This is a genomic window from Ewingella americana ATCC 33852 (genome assembly GCF_000735345.1).
Classification (GTDB): domain Bacteria; phylum Pseudomonadota; class Gammaproteobacteria; order Enterobacterales; family Enterobacteriaceae; genus Ewingella; species Ewingella americana.
In genome coordinates this window covers 111,269-129,430 of record NZ_JMPJ01000071.1, presented here as the reverse complement: position 1 = coordinate 129,430, position 18,162 = coordinate 111,269, and the positions used below count along the sequence as shown (strand labels likewise).

Annotated in this window: 22 protein-coding genes; 10 read left to right on the top strand and 12 right to left on the bottom strand. The window is 55.1% G+C overall.

The window, feature by feature from the left end; translation table 11 throughout:
• Window positions 1-5 precede the first annotated feature (5 nt).
• The 5 genes from phnL to phnP are packed head-to-tail and all read left to right on the top strand — an operon-like array spanning window position 6 to window position 3,853.
• Entirely contained in the window at window positions 6-713 is a 708-nt protein-coding gene (phnL, locus tag GEAM_RS20320) for a phosphonate C-P lyase system protein PhnL (RefSeq protein WP_034795324.1), read from the top strand.
• A complete protein-coding gene (phnM, locus tag GEAM_RS20315) occupies window positions 710-1,846 on the top strand; it encodes an alpha-D-ribose 1-methylphosphonate 5-triphosphate diphosphatase (protein WP_034795321.1) in 1,137 nt (378 codons plus the stop codon). The genes phnL and phnM overlap by 4 nt, the downstream gene beginning before the upstream one ends.
• A gap of 14 nt (window positions 1,847-1,860) precedes the next feature.
• Window positions 1,861-2,448, top strand: coding sequence for a ribose 1,5-bisphosphokinase (gene phnN / locus GEAM_RS20310; RefSeq protein WP_034795319.1), 588 nt, complete (start codon window positions 1,861-1,863; stop codon window positions 2,446-2,448).
• The gene (locus GEAM_RS20305; RefSeq protein ID WP_034795318.1) at window positions 2,445-3,080 is read left to right on the top strand and encodes an LbetaH domain-containing protein; all 636 of its coding nucleotides are present in this window, start codon (window positions 2,445-2,447) and stop codon (window positions 3,078-3,080) included. Before phnN ends, GEAM_RS20305 begins: the two co-directional genes overlap by 4 nt.
• A 23-nt stretch (window positions 3,081-3,103) precedes the next feature.
• Window positions 3,104-3,853 (top strand): phosphonate metabolism protein PhnP, encoded by a 750-nt coding sequence (gene phnP, locus GEAM_RS20300; protein ID WP_034795317.1) that lies wholly within the window; start codon window positions 3,104-3,106, stop codon window positions 3,851-3,853.
• Window positions 3,854-3,864: 11 nt separating this feature from the next.
• Here the strand turns inward: phnP and GEAM_RS20295 are convergent, their stop codons facing one another.
• Entirely contained in the window at window positions 3,865-4,503 is a 639-nt protein-coding gene (locus tag GEAM_RS20295) for a Rossmann-fold NAD(P)-binding domain-containing protein (protein WP_034795316.1), read from the bottom strand.
• Window positions 4,504-4,696: 193 nt separating this feature from the next.
• Here GEAM_RS20295 and GEAM_RS20290 point away from each other — a divergent pair, with 193 nt between their 5' ends.
• Window positions 4,697-5,215: a type 1 glutamine amidotransferase domain-containing protein gene (locus GEAM_RS20290; RefSeq protein ID WP_034795315.1), complete on the top strand. Its 519-nt coding sequence runs from the start codon at window positions 4,697-4,699 to the stop codon at window positions 5,213-5,215.
• An 88-nt stretch (window positions 5,216-5,303) separates the two neighbouring features.
• Here GEAM_RS20290 and GEAM_RS20285 read toward each other — a convergent pair whose 3' ends face one another.
• Window positions 5,304-5,744: a YhbP family protein gene (locus tag GEAM_RS20285; RefSeq protein WP_034795314.1), complete on the bottom strand. Its 441-nt coding sequence runs from the start codon at window positions 5,742-5,744 to the stop codon at window positions 5,304-5,306.
• Between the two features lie 103 nt (window positions 5,745-5,847).
• Here GEAM_RS20285 and GEAM_RS20280 point away from each other — a divergent pair, with 103 nt between their 5' ends.
• Complete coding sequence (locus GEAM_RS20280; protein ID WP_034795431.1) at window positions 5,848-6,144, top strand: GIY-YIG nuclease family protein; 297 nt, start codon at window positions 5,848-5,850, stop codon at window positions 6,142-6,144.
• 8 nt (window positions 6,145-6,152) lie between these two features.
• Here GEAM_RS20280 and GEAM_RS20275 read toward each other — a convergent pair whose 3' ends face one another.
• From GEAM_RS20275 to ubiT, 4 genes are all read right to left on the bottom strand, one after another.
• Entirely contained in the window at window positions 6,153-6,674 is a 522-nt protein-coding gene (locus tag GEAM_RS20275) for a GNAT family N-acetyltransferase (RefSeq protein WP_034795313.1), read from the bottom strand.
• A 3-nt stretch (window positions 6,675-6,677) separates the two neighbouring features.
• A complete protein-coding gene (locus tag GEAM_RS20270; protein ID WP_034795311.1) occupies window positions 6,678-6,947 on the bottom strand; it encodes a type II toxin-antitoxin system TacA family antitoxin in 270 nt (89 codons plus the stop codon).
• Window positions 6,948-7,123: 176 nt separating this feature from the next.
• A complete protein-coding gene (locus GEAM_RS20265; RefSeq protein WP_034795310.1) occupies window positions 7,124-7,627 on the bottom strand; it encodes a GNAT family N-acetyltransferase in 504 nt (167 codons plus the stop codon).
• The gene (gene ubiT / locus GEAM_RS20260; protein WP_034795308.1) at window positions 7,621-8,142 is read right to left on the bottom strand and encodes a ubiquinone anaerobic biosynthesis accessory factor UbiT; all 522 of its coding nucleotides are present in this window, start codon (window positions 8,140-8,142) and stop codon (window positions 7,621-7,623) included. The genes GEAM_RS20265 and ubiT overlap by 7 nt, the downstream gene beginning before the upstream one ends.
• A 309-nt stretch (window positions 8,143-8,451) precedes the next feature.
• Here ubiT and ubiU point away from each other — a divergent pair, with 309 nt between their 5' ends.
• Window positions 8,452-9,447: a ubiquinone anaerobic biosynthesis protein UbiU gene (gene ubiU, locus GEAM_RS20255; RefSeq protein ID WP_034795306.1), complete on the top strand. Its 996-nt coding sequence runs from the start codon at window positions 8,452-8,454 to the stop codon at window positions 9,445-9,447.
• A 14-nt stretch (window positions 9,448-9,461) separates the two neighbouring features.
• Window positions 9,462-10,340 (top strand): U32 family peptidase, encoded by an 879-nt coding sequence (locus GEAM_RS20250; RefSeq protein WP_034795303.1) that lies wholly within the window; start codon window positions 9,462-9,464, stop codon window positions 10,338-10,340.
• Between the two features lie 46 nt (window positions 10,341-10,386).
• Here the strand turns inward: GEAM_RS20250 and GEAM_RS20245 are convergent, their stop codons facing one another.
• The 3 genes from GEAM_RS20245 to GEAM_RS20235 are packed head-to-tail and all read right to left on the bottom strand — an operon-like array spanning window position 10,387 to window position 13,678.
• Window positions 10,387-11,556 (bottom strand): ABC transporter permease, encoded by a 1,170-nt coding sequence (locus GEAM_RS20245; protein WP_034795300.1) that lies wholly within the window; start codon window positions 11,554-11,556, stop codon window positions 10,387-10,389.
• Window positions 11,553-12,701, bottom strand: coding sequence for an ABC transporter permease (locus GEAM_RS20240; protein WP_034795429.1), 1,149 nt, complete (start codon window positions 12,699-12,701; stop codon window positions 11,553-11,555). Before GEAM_RS20240 ends, GEAM_RS20245 begins: the two co-directional genes overlap by 4 nt.
• 5 nt (window positions 12,702-12,706) lie before the next feature.
• Window positions 12,707-13,678, bottom strand: a complete 972-nt coding sequence (locus tag GEAM_RS20235) for an HlyD family secretion protein (protein WP_034795298.1) — start codon at window positions 13,676-13,678, stop codon at window positions 12,707-12,709.
• A gap of 339 nt (window positions 13,679-14,017) precedes the next feature.
• Here GEAM_RS20235 and GEAM_RS20230 point away from each other — a divergent pair, with 339 nt between their 5' ends.
• Window positions 14,018-15,043, top strand: coding sequence for a luciferase-like monooxygenase (locus tag GEAM_RS20230; RefSeq protein ID WP_034795295.1), 1,026 nt, complete (start codon window positions 14,018-14,020; stop codon window positions 15,041-15,043).
• Between the two features lie 93 nt (window positions 15,044-15,136).
• Here GEAM_RS20230 and GEAM_RS20225 read toward each other — a convergent pair whose 3' ends face one another.
• The 3 genes from GEAM_RS20225 to nlpI form a co-directional block, all read right to left on the bottom strand.
• Entirely contained in the window at window positions 15,137-17,038 is a 1,902-nt protein-coding gene (locus GEAM_RS20225; protein ID WP_034795293.1) for a DEAD/DEAH family ATP-dependent RNA helicase, read from the bottom strand.
• Entirely contained in the window at window positions 17,028-17,102 is a 75-nt protein-coding gene (gene yrbN, locus GEAM_RS23575; protein ID WP_223499600.1) for a protein YrbN, read from the bottom strand. Before yrbN ends, GEAM_RS20225 begins: the two co-directional genes overlap by 11 nt.
• Before the next feature lie 120 nt (window positions 17,103-17,222).
• Window positions 17,223-18,107 (bottom strand): lipoprotein NlpI, encoded by an 885-nt coding sequence (gene nlpI / locus GEAM_RS20220; RefSeq protein WP_034795290.1) that lies wholly within the window; start codon window positions 18,105-18,107, stop codon window positions 17,223-17,225.
• Between the last annotated feature and the right edge of the window lie 55 nt (window positions 18,108-18,162).

Genomic DNA, 18,162 nt, shown 5'->3' with positions numbered 1-18,162 from the left:
CAAAAATGACGACAAAGCTCAGGGTCGAAAACCTCAGTAAAACCTTTGTATTACATAACCAGAACAGCGCACGGTTGCCGGTTTTCAATAACGCCAGCCTGCAAGTTGATGCCGGGGAATGCGTGGTGCTTCACGGCCACTCTGGCAGCGGAAAATCAACCTTACTTCGTTCGCTCTACGGCAACTACCTGCCGGACAGCGGCCATATTTGGGTCGAACATCAGGGCCAGTGGGTCGACATGGTGGGCTCAGAAGCGCGGGAAATTCTCGCCGTACGCCGCCACACCGTCGGCTGGGTAAGCCAGTTCCTGCGCGTTATCCCGCGTATTAGCGCCCTGAATCTGGTGATGCAGCCGCTGATTGAGCTGGGCGTCGACAAAGCCGAAGCCGAAGAGCGCGCCAGCCGCCTGCTGAGCCACCTCAACGTGCCGCAGCGCCTGTGGCACCTCGCGCCCTCCACCTTCTCCGGTGGCGAACAGCAGCGCGTGAACATTGCGCGCGGTTTTATCGTCGATTACCCGATTTTACTGCTCGACGAACCGACCGCCTCGCTGGATGCCACCAACCGCGCCGCGGTCGTCACCCTGATTCAGCAAGCCAAAGCCCGTGGAGCCGCCGTCGTAGGCATTTTCCACGATGAAGACGTGCGCGAGCGCGTTGCCGATAGACTCTATGCCATGACACCAGCGCCCTCTGCGGAGATCCCAGCATGATCATTAACAATGTCAATTTGGTCCTAGAAGATCAGGTCGTTAAAGGTTCTCTGGAAGTGCAGGACGGCGTCATTACCGCCTTCGCCGACACCAGCAGCCAACTGCCGCAGGCGATCAATGCTGAAGGCGGCTGGTTGCTGCCGGGGCTTATCGAGCTGCATACCGATAACCTCGACAAGTTCTTCACACCGCGCCCGAAAGTTGACTGGCCGGCCCACTCGGCGATGAGCAGCCACGACGCGCTGATGGTCGCCAGCGGCATTACCACCGTGCTCGACGCCGTATCAGTGGGCGACGCGCGCGACGGCGGCCATCGTCTGGAAAATCTTGAAAAGATGATTACTGCCGTGGTCAACAGCGGCAAAGCCGGTCTTAACCGCGCCGAGCACCGCCTACACCTGCGCTGCGAGCTGCCGCACGAAAGCACGCTGCCGCTGTTTGAAAAACTGATGCACACCGAAGTGCTGTCGCTGGTCTCCCTGATGGACCACTCGCCGGGCCAGCGCCAGTTCGCCACGCCGCAAAAGTACCGCGAATACTATCAGGGCAAATACAACCTGAATGACGACCAGATGGAAGCGTTCCAAGAAGAGCAAATCCAGAACTCCCTGCGTTGGGCGAAACCGAACCGCTACGCCATCGCCGAGCATTGCCGCAATCTGGGCATCGCGCTGGCAAGCCATGATGACGCCACCACCGCGCACGTCGAAGAGTCGCGCGCGCTGGGCAGCGTGATTGCCGAATTCCCCACCACGGAAGAAGCTGCGCGGGCCTCGCACGCATGTGGCCTGCAAGTCTTGATGGGTGCGCCAAATATCGTTCGAGGCGGCTCGCATTCCGGCAATGTCGCCGCGCATCATCTGGCGTCTCTGGGTATTCTCGACATCCTGTCTTCTGACTACTACCCGGCCAGCCTGCTCGACGCCGTGTTCCGTATCGCCAATGACGACAGCAACGACTTCACGCTGCCGCAGGCGGTAGGTCTGGTGACCCGCAACCCGGCCCGTGCCCTGAGCCTGCAAGACCGTGGAGTGATCGCCGAAGGCAAACGCGCCGACCTGGTACTAGCTCGCGCCCACGCCGACCACCACTACGTGCAAAACGTGTGGCGTCAGGGGATTCAGGTGTTTTGATAAAGGAATGATTGATGAGCCGACTCGTTTACTTGATGGGCGCATCGGGAGCAGGCAAGGATAGCCTGCTGGATGCCCTGCGCCACGACCTGCCGCCCAATTTGATGGTGGCGCATCGCTACATCACTCGCCCTGCCAATGCAGGCTCGGAGAACCATATTGCTCTCAGCCAACATGAGTTTTCCCAGCGAGCCGAGCGCGGCTTGTTTGCTCTGGAGTGGCAGGCTCACGATTGCCATTACGCGGTTGGCATTGAGATAGACCACTGGATGCAGCAAGGCTGCAACGTGGTGGTCAATGGCTCTCGCGCTTATTTGGAACAGGCGATGCAGCGCTACGGCCAGCGCCTGATCCCAGTCTGCTTACAAGTATCCGAAGAGGTTTTGCGCCAGCGTTTAGAGCAGCGCGGGCGGGAGAACAGCGAGCAGATCCACCATCGCCTGCAACGCGCGGCGCAGTACGCCAATGAAATGCCCGCACATTGTCAGAGATTGGAAAACAACGGCCAGTTACAACAGACGCTGGCAGGACTGTTGCAGCTCTTAGCTGCGCCTTCCACCGCGTTTCTCTATCCTATTTCTCCCCAGAAGGTTGAGCCATGAGTGACATTGTTGAAAACCCGCAACGTGCTGAAATCGACTTCTCACAGCCAAAAATCGGTGAAAACGTGGTGATGAATAAGTCCCGCGCCGGGCGCTACGTCCACATCTCCGATAATGCCATCTTTGAAGAATCTACCATCGACGACTACTCCTATACCGCCGGTAACAACCAGATCCACTATGCCACCATTGGTAAATTCGTGTCGATTGCCACCTATGTGCGCATCAATCCGGGCAACCACCCGACCTATAATCGTATCGCCCAGCACCACTTTACCTATCGCGCTTCGGCCTATGATTTGGGTGAAGACGATGTGAATTTCTTCGACTGGCGCCGCGAGCATCACGTCACCGTCGGCAACGACGTGTGGGTCGGCCACAACGCGGTAATTATGCCGGGCGTGAAAGTCGGCAATGGCGCGGTGATTGGCACCTCAGCCGTAGTGACCAAAGACGTCGAGCCTTACTCCATCGTGGCGGGCGTGGCGGCGAAAAAGATTGGTATGCGCTTTAACGACGGCTTGATTGAGAAAATCGAGCGCAGCCAGTGGTGGAACTGGGATCACGAGACGTTAAGAGCGCGCATGCCGGATTTCCGCAACCTCGAAAGCTTTGTCGAAAAATACCTTTGAGTTCTCAATTGAAGGATTCGTGCATGCAATTGACCTTTCTCGGCACCGGCGGGGCACAGCAGGTGCCCGTTTTTGGTTGCGACTGCGCCGTGTGTGAACAGGCGCGCAAAGACCCGGCGTTTCGCCGTCAGCCTTGCAGTGCAAAGTTGGAATATCAGGGGGAAGTGACGCTGATTGATGCAGGATTGCCGGAGTTAGCCCAACAGTTTACGGCGGGCGAAATTCAGCGTTTTTGGCTTACACACTACCATATGGATCACGTTCAGGGGTTATTTCCGTTGCGCTGGGGTGTTGGAAATGCGATCCCGGTCTATGGTCCGCCAGATGAAAACGGCTGTGACGACCTGTATAAACATCCGGGCATTCTGGATTTTCAGCCGCCGTTTCAACCCTTTGTCACGCGCCAGTTCGGTAATCTGCAACTGACGCCGCTGCCGCTTAATCACTCTAAAATCACCTTCGGTTATTTGATTAAAACCGAGCAAGCGACGCTGGCTTACCTCACCGACACCGCCGGTTTGCCGCTGGCGACGGCGAAATATTTAGAGGAGATTGAAATAGATGCAATGGTGTTGGATTGCAGCCACCCGCCGCGCGAAATCCCTGACAAGAACCACAATGATATTCATCAGGCGTTGGCTATCCATGAGCAGTTAAAGCCGGGCAAAACCTACCTGACCCACATCAGCCACAAACTGGATTTATGGCTGCAGAGCAACCCGCTGCCGGAAAACGTCTTCGCGGCGCGAGACGGCCAGACGCTCAGTTGGTAGCAGCCTAGTCTTTATTGGCGAGCAATCGCGGCCAGCTGATTGGACTCTAGCACGGTGATACCGCCGAGACCGGCATTGAATGCCTGTTGCTGCATCGCCTTCGCCACGTCGAGGGCTTCAATGGCTTTCCACTTGCCGGGCAGCAGCTTGAATAGCGGCGCGCTGAGTTGCTCGACCAAGCGCGGCGGCTGGCGATGCCCCACCAGCAAAGAGGGGCGGACCAGCGTCAGCAAAGGCCATTTCTGGGCAATCAGCGCTTGTTCAATCTCACCTTTGGTGCGGTTGTAAACCAAGCGTGAATCAGGGTCAGCGCCGTTGGCGCTAACCAACAGGCAGTGGTTAGCACCCAGCTTACGGGCAGCCATCGCGCTATCAACCACCATCTTGAATTCGATTTCGCGGAAAGCCGCCGCACTTCCCGCCTGCTTGCGCGTAGTGCCTAAGCAGCAGAAAAACAGGTCTATCGGCTCATCCAGCTCCGCCACCAGCGCGGGGATATCGCTTCCGACGGGGTTAACCAGCTTACTCAGCGAGGCCAATGGTCGCCGCGTCGGGGCAACAATGCGACTCACTCGTGAATCTTGCTCTAGCAGGCAGAGCAGCTCCGCGCCCACCAGCCCGCTGGCTCCCAGCAAAAGTACCTTTGCCATGATATTTCCTTATGTTGATTCAGCCGCGTAGCGTTGTCTTTTCTGCGCGGGAGCGCCATCAGACATATCTCGTTACTGACTGAGTATAAGCCAGATGGAGAAACAGACTCGGACGAATCCGGTTTGACCTCAGCGGTCATGGCGTCCAAGCTTTATACATCAAGACATTTTCCAATAAGCAACGGGAGACATGATGAGCAAGAAAATTGCAGTTCTTATCACTGACGAATTTGAAGACTCAGAATTCACCTCGCCAGCGGAAGCTTACAAGAAAGCCGGCCACCAAGTGATCACCATTGAGCATAAAGCCGGAAACGTCATTCATGGCAAGCAGGGCAAAGCCAAAGTCACCATTGATAAATCTATTGATGATGTGAAAGTCGCTGACTTTGACGCGCTGCTACTGCCGGGCGGCCACTCGCCAGATACCCTGCGCGGTGACGATCGCTTCGTCGAGTTTACGCGCCAATTTGCCAAAAGCGGCAAGCCTATTTTCGCCATTTGCCACGGCCCGCAGCTGCTGATTAACGCGGATGTCATTCGCGGACGCAAGCTGACGACGGTGAAACCGGTGGTGGTCGATGTGAAAAACGCCGGAGCCGAGTTCTTCGACAAAGAAGTGGTGGTAGACAACGACACGCTGGTCACCAGCCGCACGCCAGACGACCTGCCCGCGTTTAACCGCGAGTCGCTCAGAGTGCTAGCAGCATAACTCAGCTAAATAGCCAAACTAATGCGATAGTTTGACTGAATAGCTTGAACCACAGGGCCGGGAAACCGGCCCTTTTGGTGTCTGCCAGTTAGCTTGCGTTTCGCTGCCATCTTAACTTGGTGCCAAAACCGAGATTATTGTCGGTCATCTTGATTTCATTAAGCTTTAACGCCCAAACCGGTGCCTTCATGGTCGCCGCGATGGGGAATTGCTGGCAATAACGCTGGCGCGCCAACTGCTCTTGTTCTCCAGACAACATCACCGCCTCGCCGCGATACTGAATGCCGCGGATCAGCGCAATGCTCTCCGGCTGCGGCGCAATAGTCCCCACCACCTGCGGGTTTTTCGCCATCATTGCGCCGTGCAGAGTCTTCAACTCGGTCATAAAGTAGAGTGTCATGATCTCCGGGTCCGCCACGTAAAAGCAGTTGGCGCTCCACATCTCGCCGTCCGCCAACGCGCACAGCGCCAGCACGTGATTATCACTGAGAAAGGTGCTGATATGTTTTACATCGCCCGCGTCAGTCATGCGTTACTCCTCAAAATTATCTGCAGCCAGTTTAACGCGCTCTTGGGCCGATAAGGTAAACTTGCCGTCAACTTCAATTCATAGCATTACGTTGCGAATCAAAATGTCCGAGTCTGCCGAGCCATCCCACTGGTTTTTATACATGCTGCGCACGCCGTCCGGCATGCTCTACACCGGCATCACCACCGAGGTCGAACGCCGTCTATCCCAGCATCAATCGGGCAAAGGTGCCAAAGCCCTGCGCGGTAAAGGCGAACTAGAACTCGTATTCCACTGCCCCGCCGGTGACCGCTCGCTTGCCTCGAAGCTTGAACTGAAAGTGAAAAAACTGACTAAAGCGCAGAAAGAGAAACTGGTAAAGGAACAGCCGGGGAGTTTGGAGGGTTATTTGGCCGAGTAAACGGTCAATCAGGAGGCAAAAAGCGTCTCTATCGACTTGGTCGGTAAGAAAAGAGAATGGGCATTATCGCCAGCAAGAGGGATGAAACCCAATTTTTGGTAGAAGCCTTTCGCCTTATCATTCAGTGCATCAACAAAAAGTGCGTGGACGCCAACAGCCTTAGAAGCCAAGTAAACCACCTTCATGGCATGTGTTACCAGCGTGGTTCCCCACTCCTGCCCGTGCAACTCTTTATGAACCGCCAAACGGCCCAACGTGATGCTGGGGACGTTTTCATAAGGCACTTTTCTTTTCTGAGTATTTGATGGCAAAGAAGCCTTCTCAAAGCAGCTGCCCGACAGCGTGTAATAACCTAAGACCTTGGGTTTTGGCTCTTTGGTCATGAGCAGATAACCGCGCAAAATGCGATTTCTGTGCTGCCGCGCAAGGTGCTCGGTCAGAAAAACGTTGAGAGACTCCTCTCCGCAATCAAATGCCGAAAAATCATATTCGGCGTCTTCAACCAACATCCCTATTGTTAAATCGTCCACCGCTTACTCCATATTCTCAAGACGCTTGGCGGCTCGCTTCAGCCTATCGTTCAGTTCAGGCGGGTTGCTGATCGCATCCATTACCAGATCCCACGACTCTTCATTAAGGATGAGGCGCCGATGGTGCTCGATAACTTCCGCAGCACGCTTTGAGGCACTAGCAACCATAAACTGCGTGATGGTCTGGTTGGACATTGCCGCAGCTTCTTCGATCGCGCTTTTATCAGCGTCGGACAATCTCAGATCGATGCGCTGTTTCTTCAGGGCTGACATGTGGTGCTCCTAGACTGCCAACGCACAGGCGGCAGCTATTCTCTTCTTTTGAGATTTTATGATTTGGAGAGATGCAAGAAAGGCATATCTGTACGGTTTTTTACCGTACAGATACTATAGGAAGAATTGGTTATTGTTTCAACAGAAAAATGCGCGTTAAAAGCAGCCTTTCAGACTCAAAAACGATTAAACGCCGCCGGGAAGGTGACTTCGCCGTGGGCATCGTTGAGGGCATCGTCACTCAGGGTGTAGAGCTGGAAAGTGGCTTCGGTGTCAGGCCAGCGGCAGTGCAGGTCGTGCTGGGCTGCGGGTTTGAAGCCAAAACGGCCATAGTAGGCGGGGTCGCCCAACACCACCACGGCGGCGTAGCCGAACTCATTGAGTGAGTCTAAACCTTCATATACCAGTTTTTCGCCAAAGCCCTGTCCGCGCAGTGATTCATCGACGGCCAGCGGTGCCAGAGAGACCCAATTGCGGTCTTCCCCTTTGATATCAACCGGGCTGAAAGCCACGTAGCCGACCACCTGACCTTCGTCATCGGTGGCGACCACGCCGAGCGTCAGCAAACCGTCTTCGCGCAGTTCTCTCACCAAGTCTGCTTCATCGTCACGCTTGAAGGTTTCGCGCAGTAAACGGTCGATGCCCGCGGCATCAATCGGTATTTCAGTACGAATTAACATGTTTGCACTACCGGAGCGCCGGGCTCGCGGTCCTCTTGTAAACCTGCTTCTATAAAGTCTGCCAGGCGCATTAAGCCGCTTTTTAGCAGCAAAGGCATACTGTCCAGATCGATGGCGTCCATCAGATTTTTGACGTACAGCCCGAGTTCGGTATCCCCTTCGATACGTAAACGGCGCTGGAAGAACAGCGTATCAGGGTCTTGCTTGCGTGCGGCGATCAGCACTAAATCGTTAGCGTTGCCGCTGAAACTGACATCCGCTTCACCCTGCTCGCTAATCACTAGCTTGCTATCTTCAACGGTCATCAGCCAGCTTAGACCAATATCGCTGACTTCGATTTTTAACCAGCGATCTTCGAGGAAGTCTAGCTCACCCTCGGCCAGCGCCTGCCGGAATTGCCAGCTTAGCACCTGTTGCAAAACCTGCCGCTGCAAGGCGAAAGGCGTGAATTTTACCGGCAAACTTAACAATGACGGCCCCTGACGCACCATACGTGCTCGTAGTTTTTGCAACACTGGCACCACTCCTTTAGGTAACTTTGGAAACTGATTCGCTCAAGAGATGGGCCCTATTTTGCCACATCGACTATTCAGTACCGCGTCCTGCATCAATAAATACTGCAACAGAAAGAAAGCGCGCACAACCTCCCGCGCCCCGAGCCGGGGCCAACAGGTTATAAACTGCCTCAAATCAAAATATTGCGCGACCGCCTTCTCTAAAATAGCTCCCCAGTAAAATGCTCACTGATGAAGGCTTTACGTCAGCGGGTCTCCCCTTTTCATTCTTACCGGCGCAGTTTTACCGGCTGAAGTCAGGAATAAACCATGGAGTTACTTTGCCCGGCGGGCAATCTGCCTGCGTTGAAAGCGGCCATTGATCAGGGTGCCGACGCGGTCTATATCGGCCTAAAAGACGATACCAATGCCCGCCATTTTGCCGGTCTGAACTTTACTGAGAAGAAATTGCAGGAGGCGGCGAATTACGTGCATCGCCACCGTCGCAAGCTGCATATTGCCATCAATACCTTCGCCCACCCTGACGGCTTTGAGCGCTGGGAGCGCGCCGTGGATATGGCCGCGCAGCTGGGTGCAGACGCGCTGATCCTCGCCGATATCGCCATGCTCGATTACGCCGCCAAACGCTACCCGCAGGTTGAGCGCCACGTGTCGGTACAGGCCTCGGCCACCAACGATGAAGCCATTAAGTTCTATCAGCGCAATTTCGATGTCGCCCGCGTCGTGCTCCCGCGCGTGCTGTCGATGCATCAAGTCCGCCAGCTGTCGCGCACCAGCGTCGTGCCGCTGGAAGTCTTCGCCTTTGGCAGCCTGTGCATCATGGCCGAAGGCCGCTGCTACCTCTCCTCTTATCTCACCGGCGAGTCGCCAAACACCGTGGGCGCCTGCTCTCCGGCGCGATTTGTCCGCTGGCAGCAGACCGCCGAAGGCATGGAGTCGCGTCTCAATAATGTGCTGATCGATCGCTATAACGAAGGCGAAAACGCCGGATATCCGACTCTATGTAAGGGGCGCTATCTGGTGGACGGCGCGAAGTATCACGCGCTGGAAGAGCCCACCAGCCTGAATACGCTGGAGCTGCTGCCTGAGCTGTTTGCCGCCAATATCGCGTCGGTGAAAATCGAGGGGCGTCAGCGCAGCCCGGCCTATGTCAGCGAGGTGACCCGCGTCTGGCGCGCCGCTATCGACCGTTGCAAGGCCAATCCGCAGGCTTTCACTACCGATACTCAGTGGATGACGCAGCTAGGTTCAATGTCCGAAGGCACCCAAACCACGCTCGGTGCTTATCATCGCAAGTGGCAATAATGGCAGGGGGAACGATGAAATACTCTTTAGGCGCCATCCTTTATTACTGGCCGAAGCAGGACGTTGAGGCGTTTTATCAGGCCGCCGCCAGCAGCAGTGCCGACATCATCTACCTCGGCGAAAATGTCTGTACCAAGCGCCGCGAGATGAAGGTCAATGATTGGCTGGAAATCGCCCGCCAGCTCGCCGCCAGCGGCAAACAGGTGGTGCTTTCAACCCTCGCACTGCTGCAAGCTCCGTCTGAATTGAATGAGTTGAAACGCTACGTGGAAAACGGCGAGTTTTTGCTGGAAGCCAATGATTTTGGCGCGGTGAACATGGCGGCCGAGCGCAAATTGCCGTTTGTCGCCGGACACGCGCTGAACTGCTACAACGCCGCCACTCTTAAGATTCTGCATCAACAGGGCATGTCGCGCTGGTGCATGCCGGTGGAGCTTTCCCGCGATTGGCTGGTGAATCTGCTCAATCAGTGTCAGGACATGGGGATTGGCGGCAAGTTCGAGGTGGAAGTGCTGTCCTACGGCCACTTGCCGCTGGCTTACTCGGCGCGCTGCTTTACCGCGCGCTCGGAAGACCGGGCCAAGGATGATTGCGAAACCTGCTGTATTAAGTATCCGCAGGGCCGCAAAGTGCTGTCGCAGGAGAACCAGCAGGTGTTCGTGCTCAACGGCATTCAGACCCAAAGCGGCTATTGCTACAACCTCGGCAATGAGCAAACCTCAATGCAGGGCTTGGTGGATATTGTCAGATTGTCGCCGGAAAGCCTGCAAACCCTGCAGGTGCTCGAGCAGTTCCGTGGCAATGAAAGAGGTTTGTCTGCGCTGGAGTTACAGGATAAAGCTGACTGTAATGGCTATTGGCAGCGCGTCGCTGGGCTGGAGTTAGTGCAATGAAGCAAAACAGGCGCACTCTCTGCGCCTGTTCTTCATACTTCCTTCCTTAATCATTCTTCAGCGGCTTTTTGCGATGCAGCAAGCCACGCAGCCGCCCGCTGTCTCGCAAGATGCCAAGGCCGATGCCCAAAATGGTATAAATCGCGCCAAGAAGCAGCAGCATCAGCATATCTCCGCCCACCTCTTTGAACGGCAGCCCCATCTGGTTCACTCCAGCAATCGCCTTGGTAGCCCAGGTGGAAGGCAGCATCGACGACACGCCCCGCACCCACGTCGGCATCGCCTGTAGCGGCCAAATGGTCCCTGAAATGTAGAACACCGGCATGGTGATGAAAGAGAGCGTCAGGTAGATCATCTCCACGCTGCGCAGGCACTCCGTCACCAGCTTGCCCAGCCCGAGCACCGCCAGCAGGAACGGGAAAGTCAGCATGATGATTTCGGGTATGGTCGCCGTCTGCCGATAACCTAAAATCCATGGCCAAAGTACAAACAGCACAATCGACAGGAAGAGCCAAATGGGGATCAGCGCCGTTAACCCGCCGAGGAATACCGGAATTGCGGGTTTGCCGTCGGGCGCGCTGTTGAGGGTGATATTCACCCGCACGCTGGCGATCAGCAGGGAGTGTTGCAGCAGCATGACTAGCAGGCCGGGGAAGATAATCGCCGCGAAGCTGATGCCGGGGTTAAACAAGTCCAGCGTCTGGCCGATGATTGGCGTCAACAGCACATTGGCCTGCTTGCTGTTAAAGCCGTTACGCATCAGCAGTTCGGTATTGTACTGGGTCAAAATCGACTGGTAGGCCGCGACCACATCCTGCTGGATCTGGCCGTTCGCCAGACGGTTGGTGGCATCGCCGTACACCGGGATCACCACGTCGCTGCCTGCGAGGATCTTCTTCTCCAGATCGACCGGCATGATGATCACCGCGAACAGTTTTCGCCACGCTAGATCCTTCTCGGCCTGATCCACGCTGTCGTAGCTGTTCATCTTGATTTTCGAGGTCGCATCAAGCTGGCGGATAAGCATCCGACTGGCCGAGCTGTGGTCCTGATCGACCACCGCCACCGGCAAGTCCCACACCGTGCGATTGGCATAAACCGTACTCATCACGCACAGCGAAATCAGCAGCATCATCCACATCGGCTTGTCGAGCATGCCGGTCAGGACTTTGACGAAGGTCTTCCAGTAAGTGGTAAGCCATTGGCGCAGCGTCATTTTCCTGGCTCCTGCTTCTTGAGTCGCAGGTACAGTCGCTTATGCACCAACACGCCGGTCACCAGCGGGTAAATCATCAAAATAGCGCACACGCTGAAGATGGCGCTGGCTGGCACCTGTCGCAGGAAAATATCAAACATGGCGTACAAGGCGTGAGTCAAAGGCTCGATATTGGAGATGATCCGCGCCACTAATGGCATCGACAGCTCCGGCACCGCCATGCCCGAGAAGGTCAACGCGATACTGACGAAAATCCCCATCAGGGTATAGGCCGTGATGGTGGTGCTGGTGAAGGTGAACAGCAGCAGCCCGATGCTCTGGGCGGCAATCACATAGAAGAAGCTAATCAGCACCATAAACAGCGGATTGCCGCTGACCCTCGCGTCAAAAAAGCCCACCAGCATGGCGATTTCCACCACCAGCAGCGTGGTGAAACACAGGGTGTAAGGTGCGAGTTTGCCCAACAGCGCAAAGGTGAAGGACGGCGCGCCGAGCAGCGACTGGCTGCGGGCCATCACGTAAATCATGCAAGTCACGGTAAAGAGCTGAATCAGATGGATCATCGCCGCGAACTGCTGGTAGTAAATATAGCTGCCGCTGGCATTAAACAGGCTGCCATACAGCAGTTCTACGCTGGCCATTGGCGGCATGGTTTTACCCATTTCATTAGCCAGAATCGCTCGATATTTACTATTTAATTCAGTGATTAAGCCGCTGAAATCCTGCGTGGAGTAAAGCCCAGCGCCGTAAAACAGCGCGTTGTAATAGAGCACCACGCTGGGCTGCTTGCCTTCCAGCGCGTCGGCCTGAAAGTCAGGCGGAATGTAGAGCAAGGCGTAATCCTGCGCGGTGCGCAGCCGATGCTCGGCCTCCTGCAAGCCGCCGTCGAAAGCCTGCACGTGGGCATGGGAGCCCGCGTCCAGTTTGCGGATCAGCGTCTTTGACAGGGTGCTGTGGTCGTTATCCACCACCGACACCGGCAGGTTTAACAGGGTGCCTTCGGAGAAGTTACTGCTGATCAGGATGAACAGCAGTAAAGGGAATATCCAACCCAGCCAGTGGATCACCGGCTTGCGAAAGGCGTCACGCGTTTCGCGGTTGAACGAGCGAGAGAAACAGCGCCAGCCGGCTTTTACCCGAAACATTGCCACTACTCTTTCCAGTTCCACAAAGCACTCATGCCTTGGCGCATGTTAGGCACTTTTTGCAGCGGATAGAGGCGAACTTCAAAGGTTTTCAGGTCGAAGTCGCCGGTCGCGCGGGTGGCGCGCTTGGTGGCGTAATCCCCTAATGGCGCGATGTAACGCACCTCGGCTTCCACCTCTTGGTTATTGAGCGCAGGCACGCGAATTCTGATTTTGTCGCCTTTATGCACCCCGGCGAGAATGTCTTCACGCAGGTTGAAAACAAAGTAGGCGTCCGGCAAGCGCAGCAGGGTTAACAGCGGGCTGGAGGCACTTTGCAGCTCGCCCACCTCCACCGGAATCGGCCCGACTTCACCATCAACTGGCGCTTTGACCTGTAAATCATCCGTTTGGGCTTTCACTTCCAGCAGGTCTTCTTCAGCCTGACGCAGCTGGGCGGCATAGCTTTGGCGCTGCTCGACGCGGTCACCGTTAACGCCTTCATCAAGGTTGGCTTTGGCGACTAAAACTTGCTGGTAGGCGCTGTCGCGCGCGCGGCGGGAATTCTCTAAATCTGAAGCAGAAACAAAGCCTTTGGCGGCAACTTTGGCATTACGATTGTATTCGTCACGCGCGTTGGTGTACTCGGTTTGCGCCTGCCCGAGCGTCGCTTTCAGATTGCGGATGCTCTCTTCACGGGTGCCATTAATCGACAATTCCAGCTGTGATTTGGCCTGATCGCGCGCAGCCTCCAGCGAGCGCAGCTGCGCCATCAGCTCCGGGCTGTCGAGAGACATCAGCAGCTGGCCGGCTTTAACATCATCACCACGCTCCACGTAACGCTCAATCACGCGGCCCTTGGCTTTCGACGCGACGATCACCTCCGGCGCGTCCACTTCTCCCTGCAATAACAAGTCCTGGTTGCCCGCGCGGAAAAGTACCGCCAGCGAAATGGCCACTGCCACTAACAGCAGGGTCAATAACATTCTCTTACTCATTGTTTTAGCTTCCTTTTTATTTGCCAGAGTGAAACTCAGCGCGAGAACCCTCGGGATTCGAGCAGTGGCATTTCCATTTCCATTTCCATCGAGCGTCGTCCGTTGCTATCTAGGTCTCCAGTCAATGAAGAGCAGGCATGATAGCGGGGTGCGGTCAGGGTTTTTTAACACGAAACAACATATTGGTTAAAATTATAAACTAAACCAATTACATTCACCCAAAGCCAAATCCCTAGAGCACAAATCAAGTATTCAGCCCAAACATATTCGGTAATACTTAGCTGTATAATTAGCGGGCGATTAGCTTCGCCCTCAGCCCTCAACGAGTGAGCGACGACTATGTCTGAGAAATACACCGTTCCCCTTTCCGTGCTTGATTTAGCTCCTGTCCCTCAAGGTTCAAACCCTAAACAAGCCTTTCAATCCTCGCTGGAACTAGCGCAACACGCTGAAAAACTTGGCTATAAGCGTTACTGGATGGCCGAGCACCATAATATGATTGGTATCGCCAGTGCGGCGACCTCGGTGCTGCTTGGCTTTATCGCTGGCGGCACCAAAACTATCCGTATTGGTTCCGGCGGCGTGATGTTGCCTAACCACTCCCCCTTGGTGATTGCCGAGCAGTTCGGCACCTTGGCGACGCTCTACCCGGACCGTGTCGATCTGGGCTTAGGACGCGCGCCGGGCACTGACCAGCGCACAATGATTGCGCTGCGCCGCCATATGTCGGGCGACGTAGATAACTTCCCGCGCGACGTGCAGGAGTTGCAGCACTACTTCGGCGATGTCCAGCCAGGCCAGCCGGTACAAGCCGTACCGGGCCAAGGTCTGCACGTGCCGATTTGGCTGCTAGGTTCTAGCCTGTATAGCGCGCAGCTGGCTGCGGCACTTGGCTTGCCGTTTGCCTTCGCTTCCCACTTCGCGCCGGACATGCTGTATCAGGCGCTGGCGATTTATCGTAGCCAGTTCAAACCTTCCGAGCAGCTTGAGAAGCCGCATGCCATGGTGTGCATTAACGCCATCGCGGCTGATACCGACGCCGAAGCGCGCCGCATGTTCACCTCGAACCAGCAGCAGTTCATCAATCTGCGTCGTGGCAATCCGGGCAAACTGCCGGAGCCGGTGGATAACATTGAGAGCCTGTGGTCGGCGTCCGAACGCTTTGGCGTGGATCAGGCGCTGCGCCTGTCCGTGGTGGGGAATAAAGAGACGATTCGCGCCGGACTGCAAAATATCCTGCGCGAAACCGAAGCTGACGAGTTGATGATTAACGGCCAGATTTTCGACCATCAGGCGCGCCTGCACTCCTTCGACATTGTTTCGCAGCTGCAGGGCGAGTTGGTGAAAGAAGTGCGTATCAGCTAACGCCCTCTTCCCACTTCCTATATTGCACGCATAAAAAAACCAGCCCGCAGGCTGGTTTTTGTTTATCTGACGTTTGCCGAAGCAGCAGCCAAATTATGCGTCAGTGGTACGACGCGGAGCACGGCTTGGAGCGCGACGCTCACCGGCTGGTGCGCCACCTTCACGACGTTCGCCGTTGAAAGGACGCCCACGGCCACCTTCACGACGCTCACCGTTGAAAGAACGCGGAGCACCGTTACCACGACGCTCACCGCCTGCACCCGCTGGACGTTCACGACGAGCACCCTGTGGCTGAGCATCACCCAGCAACTGCATGTTCATCGGCTTGTTCAGGATACGAGTACGGGTGAAGTGAGACAGGATCTCGCCCGGCATACCTTTCGGCAACTCGATGGTTGAGTGCGAAGAGAACAGCTTGATGTTACCGATGTAACGGCTGCTGATGTCGCCTTCGTTAGCGATAGCGCCAACGATGTGACGAACTTCAACACCATCATCACGACCCACTTCGATACGGTACAGTTCCATTTCGCCAGCGTCACGACGCTCACGACGTGGACGATCGCCATCACGCGCAGGACGATCACCATCGCGAGATGGACGGTCACGGCGGTCGCCGCGATCATTACGATCGTCGAACTCACGACGCGGTGGACGGCTTTTGAACACTGGATCAGCAGGCACGATCAGTGGACGTTCGCCCTGAGCCATTTTCAGCAGTGCTGCGGCCAGAGTTTCGATGTCCAGCTCTTCTGCCGGTTGCAGTTTAGCCAACAGGGCGCGGTACATATCCAAGTCGCTGCTTTCCAGCTGCTGCTGAACTTTAGCGGCGAACTTAGCCAGACGACGCTCACCCAGAACATCCGCAGTTGGAATTTCAACTTCTGGAATGGTCAGCTTCATTGTACGTTCGATGTTGCGCAGCAGGCGACGTTCGCGGTTCTCAACGAACAGCAGAGCGCGACCGGCACGGCCAGCACGACCGGTACGACCGATACGGTGAACGTAAGACTCAGAGTCCATTGGGATGTCGTAGTTAACAACCAGGCTGATACGTTCTACGTCGAGACCACGTGCTGCCACGTCGGTTGCGATCAGAATGTCCAGACGGCCATCTTTCAGACGCTCCAAAGTCTGCTCACGCAGAGCCTGGTTCATGTCGCCGTTCAGCGCTGCGCTGCTGTAGCCGCTACGCTCAAGAGCTTCAGCAACTTCCAGCGTGGCGTTTTTAGTACGCACGAAGATGATTGCTGCGTCGAAATCTTCAGCTTCCAGGAAACGAACCAGCGCTTCATTCTTACGCAGGCCATACACAGACCAGTAGCTCTGGCTGATGTCTGGACGGGTGGTGATGCTTGACTGAATGCGCACTTCCTGTGGATCTTTCATGAAGCGACGAGTAATACGACGAATCGCTTCTGGCATGGTTGCAGAGAACAGCGCGGTCTGATGTTCAGCCGGGATCTGCGCCATGATAGTTTCGACGTCTTCGATGAAGCCCATACGCAGCATTTCATCGGCTTCGTCCAGTACCAGACCGCTCAGGTTAGAGAGGTTCAGAGTACCGCGTTTTAAGTGGTCCAGCAGGCGACCTGGGGTACCCACAACAACTTGTGGCCCCTGACGCAGAGCGCGCAGCTGAACGTCATAGCGTTGGCCGCCGTAAAGGGCAACAACATTCACGCCATGCATGTGTTTAGAGAAATCGGTCATTGCTTCAGCAACCTGAACTGCCAGTTCGCGAGTTGGTGCTAAAACAAGAATTTGTGGTGCTTTCAAAGAAGCATCAATGTTGTGCAGCAGTGGCAGTGAGAAGGCTGCGGTTTTGCCGGAACCTGTCTGAGCCATGCCCAGAACATCGCGGCCGTTCAACAGGTGAGGAATACACTCAGCCTGGATTGGTGATGGTTTTTCGTAGCCCAAATCGTTAAGGGCAGAAATGATTGGAGCGGACAGCCCCAGGTCAGCAAAAGAGGTTTCAAGCTCAGTAGTCATGTACACGTGCCTCATTAATAATGGCAGCCAGTCTACATAACTCGTCGAGAAAATTTTCTGTCATTTTCATTGAAAAGTGTGAACCGGCTCAAATTAGATTATAAAACGAACAAAGCAACCCTCGCCCGTTAAGGCGCTTAAAAATGGTTAAACCATGGTTAAGAGGGCTGATTGGTGTCGTCAGCTATTGCTGGTCCGATTCTGATAGGTCGTCTTGCTCTTGGCCTAATAGCGCCAATTCCAACAATGCATAGCGGTGCTCAACAAAATTATGAACGTTGTTAGCTACCGTCAGTTTGAACAGTGCCAAGGCACTGTTCTTGTCCCCCAGACTTAGGTAATGCTTACCTAAATAGAAGTCAGTTTCACTGAGATGCTCAGCGAGCGAAGTGTTATCCGTTGCTTCCGCCTTTAGGCGTTCCATCAGCGTTTTTTCGCTGATCTTACCCAGGTAGAATTCGACGATATTCCATCCCCATTGCCCTCTGTCCGCTTTGTCGTAGCGTTGTTGCAGTGCTACGTCGGCATTCTTCGGATTGATTTCTCGCTCCGCAAGATAAAGCCATAACGAACGGAAGGGATCATTTGGATCGTCTCGATAAAACGCCTGCAGATCATCCTGCGCTAACGAGAATCGGCCACCGTAATACAGTGCGATACCTCGGTTCAAACGCGCGTAGTTGTAAGTTGGATCAAGCTCTAGTACAGAATCAAACGCTTCATAGGCAGCATCAAAATTGCCTGCCTGCGTTAGGTAAATCCCCAGGTAGTTGAAAACTTCTGGCATATCAGGACGAATAGACAGCGCTTGTGAAAAATCATTTCGCGCTAACGCTCTAAGTCCAAGGCTATCATACAGTACGCCGCGCTCATATAACAGCTGTGCGCGTTCATCGTCTGTCAAAGCCCGGCTGGCAAGAATTTGTTCCATGCGCGCCAATATGACTTCCTGCTGCAACGTAGGCTGCAACGGAATCGCCAGAACTTCGTTTTTACGCCAATCATGGTTGCTGCATCCTGCCAACATAAGTGCTGTCGCAACATAACACCAGCGCAAGAAAGGCTTCATTTCTACTCCCGAAGACAAACATTGGATTAACATCCTGTCATCCGCCTGCTTAACA